The sequence below is a fragment of the Sphingomonas montana genome (assembly GCF_001956315.1).
Lineage (GTDB): Bacteria > Pseudomonadota > Alphaproteobacteria > Sphingomonadales > Sphingomonadaceae > Sphingomonas_R > Sphingomonas_R montana.
This window is the reverse complement of sequence record NZ_KV887141.1, coordinates 59629-71686: the sequence shown is the minus strand read 5'-3', so window position 1 is coordinate 71686 and position 12058 is coordinate 59629. Positions and strand designations below refer to the sequence as shown.

General features: G+C 67.6%; 13 protein-coding genes and 1 pseudogene. 4 read left to right on the top strand and 10 right to left on the bottom strand.

Translation table 11 applies throughout. The annotated features are described in order from the left end of the window. Positions 1-2: 2 nt before the first annotated feature. From tsaE to BKY59_RS02415, 5 genes and pseudogenes are all read right to left on the bottom strand, one after another. A complete protein-coding gene (gene tsaE / locus BKY59_RS02430) occupies positions 3-446 on the bottom strand; it encodes a tRNA (adenosine(37)-N6)-threonylcarbamoyltransferase complex ATPase subunit type 1 TsaE (protein ID WP_076068508.1) in 444 nt (147 codons plus the stop codon). A gap of 8 nt (positions 447-454) precedes the next feature. Further along, entirely contained in the window at positions 455-1942 is a 1488-nt protein-coding gene (locus BKY59_RS02425) for a sensor histidine kinase (RefSeq protein ID WP_476712785.1), read from the bottom strand. A gap of 151 nt (positions 1943-2093) precedes the next feature. Beyond that, positions 2094-2924: pseudogene (locus tag BKY59_RS17985) on the bottom strand (histidine kinase); the annotation flags it as partial. Between the two features lie 143 nt (positions 2925-3067). After that, complete coding sequence (ahcY, locus tag BKY59_RS02420; RefSeq protein ID WP_076068507.1) at positions 3068-4477, bottom strand: adenosylhomocysteinase; 1410 nt, start codon at positions 4475-4477, stop codon at positions 3068-3070. A gap of 125 nt (positions 4478-4602) precedes the next feature. Continuing rightward, positions 4603-5163 (bottom strand): YqgE/AlgH family protein, encoded by a 561-nt coding sequence (locus tag BKY59_RS02415; RefSeq protein ID WP_076068506.1) that lies wholly within the window; start codon positions 5161-5163, stop codon positions 4603-4605. A gap of 171 nt (positions 5164-5334) precedes the next feature. On the opposite strand from BKY59_RS02415, the gene BKY59_RS02410 reads away from it, so the two are divergent. The 4 genes from BKY59_RS02410 to BKY59_RS02395 all read left to right on the top strand — a co-directional run bounded on the left by BKY59_RS02410 (position 5335) and on the right by BKY59_RS02395 (position 8669). Next, positions 5335-6261 carry a glycosyltransferase family 2 protein gene (locus BKY59_RS02410; protein ID WP_165374785.1) on the top strand — a complete coding sequence of 309 codons (927 nt, stop codon included), beginning with the start codon at positions 5335-5337 and terminating at the stop codon, positions 6259-6261. A 67-nt stretch (positions 6262-6328) separates the two neighbouring features. Further along, entirely contained in the window at positions 6329-6808 is a 480-nt protein-coding gene (locus tag BKY59_RS02405) for a peroxiredoxin (protein WP_076068504.1), read from the top strand. 45 nt (positions 6809-6853) lie between these two features. Beyond that, positions 6854-8302: an AMP nucleosidase gene (locus BKY59_RS02400; protein WP_076068503.1), complete on the top strand. Its 1449-nt coding sequence runs from the start codon at positions 6854-6856 to the stop codon at positions 8300-8302. Between the two features lie 7 nt (positions 8303-8309). Next, a complete protein-coding gene (locus BKY59_RS02395; protein ID WP_076068502.1) occupies positions 8310-8669 on the top strand; it encodes an MliC family protein in 360 nt (119 codons plus the stop codon). Between the two features lie 268 nt (positions 8670-8937). Here BKY59_RS02395 and BKY59_RS02390 read toward each other — a convergent pair whose 3' ends face one another. The 5 genes from BKY59_RS02390 to sdhC all read right to left on the bottom strand — a co-directional run bounded on the left by BKY59_RS02390 (position 8938) and on the right by sdhC (position 12006). After that, on the bottom strand, positions 8938-9117 hold the full coding sequence (locus BKY59_RS02390; protein WP_076068501.1) for a hypothetical protein: 180 nt from the start codon (positions 9115-9117) through the stop codon (positions 8938-8940). Beyond that, the gene (locus BKY59_RS17585) at positions 9117-9284 is read right to left on the bottom strand and encodes a hypothetical protein (RefSeq protein WP_165374784.1); all 168 of its coding nucleotides are present in this window, start codon (positions 9282-9284) and stop codon (positions 9117-9119) included. Before BKY59_RS17585 ends, BKY59_RS02390 begins: the two co-directional genes overlap by 1 nt. Before the next feature lie 126 nt (positions 9285-9410). Then, on the bottom strand, positions 9411-11198 hold the full coding sequence (sdhA, locus tag BKY59_RS02385; RefSeq protein ID WP_076068500.1) for a succinate dehydrogenase flavoprotein subunit: 1788 nt from the start codon (positions 11196-11198) through the stop codon (positions 9411-9413). 2 nt (positions 11199-11200) lie between these two features. Then, the gene (gene sdhD, locus BKY59_RS02380; RefSeq protein WP_076068558.1) at positions 11201-11581 is read right to left on the bottom strand and encodes a succinate dehydrogenase, hydrophobic membrane anchor protein; all 381 of its coding nucleotides are present in this window, start codon (positions 11579-11581) and stop codon (positions 11201-11203) included. Then, positions 11581-12006: a succinate dehydrogenase, cytochrome b556 subunit gene (gene sdhC / locus BKY59_RS02375; protein WP_076068499.1), complete on the bottom strand. Its 426-nt coding sequence runs from the start codon at positions 12004-12006 to the stop codon at positions 11581-11583. The genes sdhD and sdhC overlap by 1 nt, the downstream gene beginning before the upstream one ends. Between the last annotated feature and the right edge of the window lie 52 nt (positions 12007-12058).

Genomic DNA, 12058 nt, shown 5'->3' with positions numbered 1-12058 from the left:
GGTCAGGGAAACGGCCATCGCTGTTCCCAAGACGGCGGCAGCTTGGCTGTCAAGCGACGCGCGCCGTCCGGTGTCGCCAGCAGGAACAGCTGCAGCGCGTCGTCCCACGCACCCGCCCCGATCCGCTCCGGCCATTCGACCAGCAGGACGCCGTCCGCCCGGTAATCGTCCAGCCCCAGTTCCGCTGCGTCGTCGGGGTCCGCGATCCGGTACAGGTCGACATGCGCCACCGGCACGGTCACCTCCGGCGGGGCATAGGGTTGGACGATCGCAAAGGTCGGACTCGGTGCCTCCCCCATCAACCCCAGCCCTGCCAGCAACCCGCGCGACAACGTCGTCTTGCCTGCCCCCAGATCGCCGAACAGCGCGATCGCATCGCCAACCCGCACCACGGTGGCCAGCGCGCGTCCCACCGCCTCCGTCGCCGCCGCGTCCGCCAGGATCATCACACGGCTCACAGCGGATCGACCGGCAACCGCACGATCACCGTCGTGCCTTCGTCCGGCTCGCTGGCCAGCAGGATCGTGCCACCATGCGCCTCCACCAGCCGGCGGGTCAGCGGCAGGCCCGGGCCGGGCGCATCGCGTCCGTTGCGGGGGCCCGTCGCGCCGGACCCGGCCCGGGTTCCCGCCTCCGACCGGAAACGGTCGAACAGTCGCGCCTGCCGTTCGCGCGCGATGCCGGGGCCGTTGTCCGATACCACGATCTCCACCATGTCCGCGTCGCGCGTCGCGCGGAACAACACCCGGCCGGCCGCGCCGTCGGCCCCGGTCCGCGGCGTGAACCGCACCGCATTGTGCAGCAGATGGTCGATCACCTGGCGCAACCGTCGCGGATCGCCGGTCATGCTGCCCAGCGGCTGCGTCGCCTCCACGACCAGGTCCAGCCCGGCCGCCGCGGCCGCCACCCCCGCCTGCGCAGCGCCCGCGGCGACCAGCGCGCTGAGGTCGACCGTCTCGGCCGCCATGGGCAGGCTCCCAGCCTCGCTCTGCGTCAGGTCCAGAATATTCTCGATCAGTGCGGACAGCCGCGCGACCGACGACAGGATCGCCGTCACATATTCCTGCGCCGTTTCACCCAGCGGTCCGGCGTAACCGCCGCCCAGCATCTCTGCGAAGCCCGATATCGACGTCAGCGGCACGCGCAGTTCATAACTCATATTGGCGACGAACGCGGTCTTCAGCAGGTCCGCCTGCTCCAGCGCCTCCGCCCGCTCGCGCAACGCCGCCTCGATCCCCCGGCTGGCGGTGATGTCCAGCATCGTGAACAGCGCGTTGCCGTCCGGCAGCGGCACCGCCGCGAATTCGAAATGCCGCCCGTCGGTGAACTCCACGCGGCCCGACCGCTGCTGCCGCTCGATCGTGGCGATCCGCACCAGTTCGCGGATCAGCCCCGCCCGGCTCGGATTGGCCAACCGCTGCGCTACCTGCTCCACCAACGCATCGACGCGCGGATGCTGGCCCAGCTCGGTCTCGGGCAGCCCCCACACATCCTTGAACCGGTTGTTCCACAGATGCAGCCGGCCATCCGCCGCGAACACGCCCACCGCCTCGAACAGATTGTCGAACGTCGCGGTCCGCACGCGCAGCAACGTGTCGCGCGCGCTGGCCAGCTGGATCTGCTCGGTCCGGTCCTCGAAGATCAGCAGCAGCCCGCCATCCGGCAACGGTTGCGCCAGCAACCGGAAATGCGATCCGCCGGGCAGCAGCCAGTTCTCCTCGACCGCGTCGGCCGCGGTGAACCAGCCGCGCCGTTCAAGGCGCCAGCGCGGAAAATCGCGGCTTTCGGGCGCACGCTGCGCTTCGCGCATCCGGTCCAGCACGCGGTCGAACTCCGGCCGATCGGCCAGCCATTCGGGCTGCATCGCGAACATCCGCAGGAACGGATGGTTGTAGAAGACCAGGCTGCGGTCCGCCGCGAACTGCGCCACCCCGGCCGACATCCGGTCCAGCAGGTCGCGCTGCGTCCGGGCGAACCGCGACAGGTCGGCCCGCGCCTCCTCCAGTTCCTCGACATCCACGGCGTAGCCCGCGACCCCGCCCGGCCCCAGCGGCACGTCCGTGATCCGCACCATCCGCCGCGCGCCGGCGATNCGCGACCCCGCCCGGCCCCAGCGGCACGTCCGTGATCCGCACCATCCGCCGCGCGCCGGCGATCGTCGCGGGCACCGTCCGGCGCAGCACGCGGTCCCGCTCGCGCGCCTCGGCCGCCGCGGCCAGCGGCCCGCGCCCCGCCTGCCCCTCCACCAGTTCCAGCCCGCGCGCCACCACGTCGGCCCCGTCGCGCGCCTCCACCGCCGCCACATAGGCACCGTTGACCAGCGCCAGCCGCAGGTCCGGTCCGCGATGCCACATCGGGAACGGCGCTGCCTCGATCAGCGACGATATCGCCGCCACCGCCTGCCCCAGCCGCACCGCCTCCGCGCCCAGTCGCTCGATCTCGCTCGCGCTGTCGGTCGCGTCGAACACCCACAGGATGGTCCCGGCCGCGGCCGTGCCCGTCGCCATGCCCGCCTGTCGTCCGCGCACGGTCAGGATGCGGCTGCCGCCCTGCGGATGCAGCGATCGCTGGAACGCGCGCCCGCTCCGTTCCGCGGCCTTCACGTCCTCGGCCAACGCTTCCACCTCGTGCCGCGGCAACCCCTCGGTCTCGCCGGCCAGGTCGATCAGGTAGAGCGGCAGCCTGCGTAGCCCCAGCCAGTCGCCCAGCCGCACCGGCCCGCTCAACCGGCCGTCGGCCGCCACCAGCAGCGGAATCGCCGGCGCACCCTCCAACATCTGGTTCAGTCGCTCGCAGTCCGCCACCGCCCCGCGTGCCGCTGCCGCCCGGCGCAGGCCGAACAGCGTCGCCGCGACCCCCGCGACCAGCCACGCCGCCATAATCGCGGCGATGCCGGCCACCGCGGCGGGGCCGAAAGTCACCATGTCGGTCTGCCGCGCATCGCTCTCATGTCATCGCTTGTAGGGGGGGGAAGCGCGCAACGCCAAGCCGCAAAAAAAGCCCCCCCTCCTGGCCGGAGAGGGGGCTCGTCGCGCATGGCTCGGAACAGCGTTCCGAATGTCCGCGATCAGTAGCGGTAATGGTCCGGCTTGAACGGGCCGTCGGTCGACACACCGATGTAGCTCGCCTGCTTGTCGGTCAGCTTGCTCAGCTTGACGCCCAGCTTCTCGAGGTGGAGCATGGCGACCTTCTCGTCGAGATGCTTTGGCAGGACGAACACTTCGTTCGCGTAATGGCCGGGCTTGGTCCACAATTCGATCTGCGCCAGCACCTGGTTGGTGAAGCTGGACGACATGACGAACGACGGGTGGCCGGTCGCGCAGCCCAGGTTGACCAGACGACCCTTCGCCAGGATCAGGATCTGCTTGCCGTCCGGGAAACGGACGAGGTCGACCTGCGGCTTCACCTCGGTCCACTCATAGTTGGACAGGGCCGAAATCTGGATCTCGCTGTCGAAATGGCCGATGTTGCAGACGATGCTCATCGGCTTCATCGCCGCCATGTGGTCGGCGGTGATGACGTCGGCATTGCCGGTCGCCGTCACGAAGATGTCGGACCGCGTCACGGCCTCTTCCATCGTCACGACCTCGAAACCCTCCATCGCCGCCTGCAGCGCACAGATCGGATCGACTTCGGTCACCAGGACGCGGGCGCCGCCGTTGCGGAGCGACTGCGCCGAACCCTTGCCGACATCGCCGAAGCCGGCGACGGTCGCGACCTTGCCGGCCAGCATGACGTCGGTGGCGCGACGGATCGCGTCGACCAGCGACTCCTTGCAGCCGTAGAGATTGTCGAACTTCGACTTGGTCACGCTGTCGTTCACGTTGATCGCGGGGAACGGCAGCATGCCCTTCTTGGCGATCTCGTACAGGCGGTGGACGCCGGTCGTGGTCTCTTCGGACACGCCCTTGATGTTCTTGACCGTCTCGGTCAGGTAACCCGGACGCTTGGCGACGAACGCCTTCACGACGCGCTGGAACTCGACTTCCTCGTCATTCTCCGGCTCGGGCAGCGTCTCTCCCGCTTCCAGGCGCGCGCCCCACAGCGCGAACATGGTGGCATCGCCGCCGTCGTCCAGGATCAGGTTGCAGGTCTCGTTGCCCCAGTCGAAGATGCGCTCGACATAATCCCAATATTCCGCAAGCGTCTCGCCCTTGATGGCGAACACCGGCACGCCGGTCGCGGCGATCGCGGCGGCGGCATGGTCCTGCGTCGAATAGATGTTGCACGATGCCCAGCGGACGTCGGCGCCCAGCGCGGTCAGCGTCTCGATCAGCACGGCGGTCTGGATCGTCATGTGGAGCGATCCGACGATGCGCGCACCCTTCAGCGGCTGCGTCGCGCCGAATTCGGTGCGCAGCGCCATCAGGCCGGGCATTTCGGTTTCGGCGATCTCGATTTCCTTGCGGCCATATGCGGCAAGCGAAATGTCCTGCACGACATAGTCGTTGAATGTGTCTGCGGTCATGGTGGCCATGCGCGGTCTCCCAATAAGGTCGCGGGGGGCGCAACCTTCGATGGCGGCCATCTACCGTCCGGCGGTCGGTGATGCAAATATAAAGATATCTTTATATCCGCCGCCGCGACCTCCGGACCGCAACGTCAGGCGTGCCCCGCCTCGCTTGCCAGCATCCGCGTATCGACGCCCGCCGCGCGGAACAGCCCGTCCCACCGCGTCTCGGCCGGCGTGTCGAACAGCAGCGCGTCGGTTCCCGGCGTCGCGAACCAACCGTGGCGGGTCATCTCCGCATCCAGCTGCCCCGGTCCCCACCCGGCATAGCCCAGTGCAACGACGAACCGCTCGGGCCCCCGCCCCGCTGCGATCGCGCGCAGGATGTCGAGCGTGCCGGTCAGCGCCCAGCGCTTGCCGACGTGCAGCGTGTCCTGCCCGCCCCAGTCCTGCCCGTGCAGCACGAAGCCGCGCTGCGGCTCCACCGGCCCGCCGACATGAACCGGCACGTCAAGTGCCACGCCGGGCGCGATATCGACCTGCGCCAGCATGCCGTGCAGCCCCAGCGTCGGGATCGTCCGGCCCACCCCGATCCCCAGCGCGCCGTCCCCGTCGTGCGAACACATCGCCACGACGGCGTGGTCGAACCGCGGATCGCCGATTCCCGGCATGGCGAGCAGCATCTGGCCGGACAGGAAACGCGGATGGTCCATGCCCTCTTCTAGCCACGGCGTAACCCGCCGTCACCCCGCATCGCCGACCCGGACGCACCTTCCCGCACCGGCGCGGGTTAGACCTTCGTCATGGTCAATGCGGTTGTTGCCGAACGGCTTAGAGCGTAGTTGTCGACAGCTATGCGCAGCCTGCCCATCCCTGCCGTTTCCGTGCTGGTTCCCGCCTATCGCTGCGCTGACTATATTGCCGATACGCTGCGCTCGCTCCAGGCGCAGACGATGCCCGATTGGGAGGCGATCGTGGTCGACGATGGTTCGCCCGACGATCTGGCCGGCGCGATGGCTCCGTTTTCGGGCGATGCCCGCATCCGGTTGCTGCGAACGACGAATGCCGGCGTCTCGGCGGCGCGCAACCGCGCGCTGGCCGATGCCCGCGCGCCGCTGATCGCGCTCCTCGACGGGGACGATCGCTACACGCCCGACTATCTGGCGGAAATGACGCGCGCCATCGCCGTCGAACCGGACGTCGGCTTCGTCACGTGCGACGCGACCTTCTTCGGCAACGCCCGGCTTGAAGGGGTGCGCTTCTCCGCCGTGTCGCCGCAGGTGCCGCCGGTGACGCTCGATCGCGTGCTGGGTCGGCAGTTCAACGTCTTCACCGCCTGCCTGCTGCTCGCGACCGCGCTCCAGGATGTCGGCGGCTGGTCGGTCGACCTGCGATCGGCGGAGGATCTCGATCTCTGGATCCGGCTGCTCGAACGCGGCTGGCGCTGTTCCCTCGTGCCGCACACGCTCCACCACTATCGCCGCCGGCCGGACTCGCTGTCGTCCGCCCGCTTGCCGCTGCTCCACGCCGCCGCGCGCGTCTATGACAACGCGATCGAACGGCTGGTCGACCGGCCGGAACGTCGCACCGCCCAGACGATGCGCGCGACGATCGAGGCGGAAATCGCGTTCGAACGGGGCGAGGCGCTGGTCCTGGCGGGCGATGTGCGCGCCGGTCTGCGCGAACTCCGCCGCGCCCTTCCGCGAACCGCCACGCCGGCCTGGCGCGTCGCACTGATCGCCATGCGGATCGCGCCGTTCGCGGCGCCACGCTTCATGCGCTGGCGGATGGAAGCGGCGCTCCACGGATGATCCGTGCGGGACCTTCGCGGCGTCGGCGCGTTATCGCACAGTACGACATTCTACAGGACTGACCCCCATGACGATCCGCATCGGCGACACGCTTCCGCAGGCGACACTCCACAAGGTGACGCCCGACGGTCCCGAACCGGTCGACACCGCGACCTTCTTCGGCGGCCGCCGGGTCGCGCTGTTCTCCGTGCCCGGCGCGTTCACGCCCACCTGCTCGGCCCGTCATCTGCCCGGCTTCGTGGATCAGGCGGCCGCCCTGCACGCCAAGGGAATCGACGAAATCGCCGCCACCGCGGTCAACGATGCCTTCGTCATGGCCGCCTGGGCGCGCGACGGCGGCGCGGACGGCATCACGATGCTGGCGGACGGCAACGCCGAATTCGTGTCCGCGCTGGGCCTGACGATGGACAGCAGCGGGTACGGCATGGGCACGCGCGGTCAGCGTTTCTCGATGGTGGTGGACGACGGCGTGGTCACCCACCTGAACGTCGAGGCACCGGGCGACTACAGCGTCAGTTCCGCCGAGCATCTGCTTTCGACTCTGTAACGATCCTACCATTGATGCCGTCGCCGCTGCGTTCTAGGAACGGCGATGGCATCCGAACGCAGCTTCGCACTGGTCGATGAACTCGACCGCATCTACCGCAACTCCGTCCTTGCGCTGCGCGACGCACTGGGCCGCTATATCGACCATGGCGAGCGGCCGGACGAGGCGGCACGCGCCGCCGGTGCCTTCGCCTACCCCGAACTCCGCCTCCATTATGATGGTGCTGCCCCGCGCGACCATGCGATGCGCGCCTATGGCCGGCTGACCCGTCCCGGCCGCTATGCCGTTAACGTGACGCAGCCGGCGCTGTTTCGCGACTATCTCGCCCGCCAGATCGACCTGCTCGTGGACGATTACGGTGCCGTGGTCGAAGCGGGCGAGGGGCGGCAGGAAATCCCCTACCCCTATGTGCTGGACGCCGGGCATGATGTCGACCTGTCCAGCGCCGCCGCGACCGAGTTGGCGCGGATCTTCCCCGCCAACGAACTGGCCCATATCGGCGACGAGATTGCCGACGGCCTGTGGGACGGCGGACCCGACGTGCCGCACCCGCTCGCGCTGTTCGATGCGCAGCGCACGGATTTCAGCCTCGCCCGGCTGCGGCACTATACCGGTACGCCCACCGCGCATGTCCAGAACTACATCCTGTTCACCAACTATCACCGCTATGTCGATGAATTCGTGCGCTGGGGTTGCGCCCAGGTGTCCGGCGACGGCCCCTATACCGCGCTCAGCTGCGCCGGCGGGCTGGAACTGACCGCGGAGAATGCCGACCCCGAACTGGCGATCAACGACAGTGCGTGGCGCAAGCACCAGATGCCCGCCTACCACCTGATCGGACCCGATCGGTCGGGTATCACGCTCGTCAACATCGGTGTCGGCCCGTCCAACGCCAAGACGATCACCGACCATCTGGCCGTCATGCGGCCCGAGGCCTGGCTGATGATCGGCCACTGCGGCGGCCTGCGGATGAGTCAGCGGATCGGCGACTATGTGCTGGCGCACGCCTATCTGCGCGACGACCATGTGATGGACGACGTGCTGCCCCCCGAAATCCCGATTCCGCCCATTGCGGAAGTCCAGCAGGCGCTCGTTCGCGGGGCGGAGATCGTGTCGGGCGAAAGCCGCGAGGCGTTGAAGGCGCGGCTCCGGACCGGCACCGTGGTGACGACGGACGACCGCAACTGGGAACTGCGCTACACGCGCTCCGCACTGCGCTTCAATCAGAGCCGGGCCGTGGCGATCGACATGGAGTCCGCGACGCTGGCGGCGCAGGGCTATCGCTTCCGCGTCCCCTATGGCACCCTGCTCTGCGTTTCCGACAAGCCGCTCCACGGGGAGATCAAGTTGCCGGGCCAGGCCAACCGTTTCTACGAACGCGCGATTTCGGAACATCTCCGGATCGGCATCGCCGCGATCGGCGAACTGCGCGCGGCGGGCGACCAGCTGCACAGCCGCAAGCTGCGCGCGTTCGACGAACCCCCGTTCCGATGAGGCTCCAATGAAGCGCCTGGCTCCCCTCCTCCTCCTCGCCGGCTGCGGCGGTCAGGACGTGACCGCCAGCACCAACATGGTCGATACCGCCACCCCGGTCGCCGCATCCGACGCGGGCCAGGGCGCGCGCTTCCTCTGCGCCGACGGCCGCACCGTCCGCGCGGTATTCATCGACCCCGAAACGCTCACCCTCCACATCGGTGACGGCACCACCGAAATGCGTTCCGCCGTTGAAACCAACGGCGCACGCTACCTGGGCGACAAATGGCAATGGTGGACGCACGGTTTGCAACAGGCCACCCTCTCCCCGCTCAAGCCCGGCGAGACGGTCGCGTCCGCCAAGGGCGTGGAGTGCCGGGTTCAGTAGGGAGATCGGACGGTAACACCGTTCGCCCGACCCACCCCCTCCGTTCGGTTCGAGCCTGTCGAGAACCCGCCAAACGTCACAACGCTTACAGTCAGAACCGCATCGAACCCGACCTCCACCCCGTTTGGTTCGAGCCTGTCGAGAACGCAGCGTTAAGTTCTCGACACGCTTGAACCAAACGAGGTTGGGGCGGGTGTCCGGGGTAGAACAGGCGCACTCGAGCGCGGTGTGAAGACGTCCAGACCAACATCTAGCCAACCCACACCGGCTAACGCAGCTTGGAAATCTTCAACCCGTCGACCTTCGCGCGGTCCTTGATCGACTCCTCGCTGCGCGTCAGCGCCTTGGAAATGGCCTTCATCGCCATCCCCTTCGCCGCAAACTTATGCAGTTTCTGGATCTCGTCCTGCGTCCAGGGCTGGCGATGCCGCTCAAAACCCTCGGCCATCAGGAAGCACCACGCGTGCTGCGCACCATCAGCACCAGCCCGGCGATACCGATCAGCAGCGTCAGGCCGACCACGATCCCCTGCCAGAACTCCGCGTCCTGCCCCGCCATCGCCGGCACTTGGCGTACGAAACCACCTGCCAGCAACGGCACCAGTGCCATCATCATGTACATCGCGGTCCGCGGCCAAGGCCTGCGCCCGGATTGCATCCTGTCCTCGCCAGCCATGCCCGCTTCCTTCCAGTCCCGCCAAACGAAGAGGCCCGAACCATCTGGTCCGGGCCTCTCGTCGGATCAGTAGACCCGTGCCTTGGGCTTGATATATTCGATGTCGTCGGTGAGCGTGTAGTCATGCACCGGTCGGTAATCGAGCGTTACGTGGCCCTTGTCGAACCAGCTGATCGTGTGCTTCATCCACTCGTCGTCGTGACGCTCCGGATAATCCTCGTGCATATGTGCGCCGCGGCTTTCGTGGCGGTTCGCGGCGCTGTGCACCGTCACCACCGCCTGCGGCAGCATGTTGTCGAGTTCCAGCGTCTCGATCAGATCGGTATTCCAGACAAGGGAACGGTCGACCACGCCCACGTCGGCAAGCCGCGCCTGCACCTGGTCGATCTTCTCGATCCCCTCGTTCAGCAGCTTGGTGTCGCGGAACACGGCGGCATGGGCCTGCATCGTCTTCTGCATGTCCAGCCGGATCGCGGCGGTCGAGTCCGCCCCGTTCGATGTACGGAACCGGTCGAGCCGGGTCAGCGCAAAATCGTCCATCGCCTTCGACGCCGGCTTGTGCGGCGCCCCCGGCTTGGTGATCTCGTTGATCCGGTGACCGGTTGCCCGGCCGAAGACGACCAGATCGATCAGCGAATTGGACCCCAGCCGGTTGGCACCATGGACCGAGACGCAGGCCGCCTCGCCCACCGCGAACAGGCCGGGCACGACCGCATCCGGATTGCCGTCGCGCAAAGTCACGACTTCGCCGTGATAGTTACAGGGGATGCCGCCCATGTTGTAATGCACCGTCGGCGTCACTGGCAGCGGCTGGCGCGTCAAATCGACGCCCGCAAACACCTTGCCCGTCTCGCTGATGCCAGGCAACCGCTCGGCCAGCACGGCCGGATCGATGTGATCCAGGTGCAGGAAGATATGGTCCTTGTCCTTGCCGACGCCGCGACCTTCGCGGATCTCCATCGCCATCGACCGGGACACGACGTCGCGCGACGCGAGGTCCTTTGCGGACGGGGCATAGCGTTCCATGAACCGCTCGCCCTCTGAGTTCGTAAGATAGCCACCCTCGCCGCGCGCACCCTCGGTGATGAGCACGCCCGCGCCGTAAATGCCGGTCGGGTGGAACTGCACGAATTCCATGTCCTGCAACGGCAGGCCGGCGCGGAGCACCATCCCGCCGCCGTCGCCGGTGCAGGTATGCGCCGACGTGGCGGAGAAGTAGCAGCGCCCGTAGCCGCCGGTCGCCAGCACGGTCGAATGCGCGCGGAACCGGTGGATCGTGCCGTCTTCCATGCACATCGCGATCACGCCGCGGCACTCGCCGTCTTCCATGATGAGGTCGAGCGCGAAATACTCGATGTAGAAGTCGGCGTCGTACTTGAGGCTCTGCTGATACAGCGAATGCAGCATCGCATGGCCGGTCCGGTCCGCGGCCGCGCAGGTGCGCTGGGCCGGCGGGCCTTCGCCCATGTTCTGCATCATGCCGCCGAACGGCCGCTGGTAGATCTTGCCCTCGGTCGTGCGGCTGAACGGCACGCCGGCATGTTCCAGCTCGTACACCGCGGCCGGGGCCTCGCGGCACAGATATTCGATCGCGTCCTGGTCGCCCAGCCAGTCCGACCCCTTGACGGTGTCGTACATGTGCCAGGTCCAGTGATCCGGCCCCATGTTGCCGAGCGACGCGGCGATGCCGCCCTGCGCCGCGACCGTGTGGCTGCGCGTCGGAAACACCTTTGTGATGCAGGCCGTTTTAAGGCCCGATTCAGCGATCCCCATCGTCGCGCGCAGGCCGGAACCCCCGGCCCCCACCACAACGGCGTCATAGACGTGATCGATGATCTTATAGGCCTCGGCCATGGTCAGGCGGCTCCGAAAGCGATCTTGAGGATCGAGAAGACAGCGATCGCCGCAAGTGCGATCGTATAGAAGTTAAGTAGGACGATCGCGACGAAGCGCGACCCCTCATGCTGATAATCTTCGATCACCGTCTGCAGCCCGAGCCGGAAATGGTAGAAGACCGATCCGATCAGCAGCAGCATCATCACCGCATTGAACGGCGCCTGCAGCCACGTCATGACCGACGCATGATCGAGCGTCGGCAGGCGGAACAGCGACACGACGAACCACACCATCGTCACGATGTTGCCGCCCGCGGTCAGCCGCTGCCGCCACCAGTGCATGGCACCATGATGCGCGGATCCCAGGCCACGGACGCGGCCGATATTCGTTCCGGTCCCCATCAGTTCCTCCAGGCCCAGATCCACAGGATCAGTGTCAGCACGGTCGATGCGACCATCGTCAGCTTCGCGAACATCCGGTTGGTCCGCAGTTCGTAGCCGGCACCCACGTCCAGCACGAGGTGGCGAACACCGGTCGCCATATGCTGGAAGAAGGCCCAGGTCAGGCCGACCGCCGCGATCTTCGCAAGCAATGTCGTGACCATCGGCAGCCCGCCGGCGCCGTCGGCATCGATCACGTAGCGCGAGAAGCTGGCATAGGCGTCCGGCCCGGACGCGATGGCCGACAGCCACCAGGTGAACAGCATGGCGCCACCCGTCGCCAGCGCCACGCCGGTGGCGCGGTGCAGGATCGAGACCAGCATGTGCGGGCCCCATTTCCAGATTGTGAGATGGGGGGAGAGGGGCCGCCCCGGATTGCGCGCCATAGTCCGCCTTCCTGTTGATGCCGCGTCCTTTAACGCAACGCCCGCGTCGCGC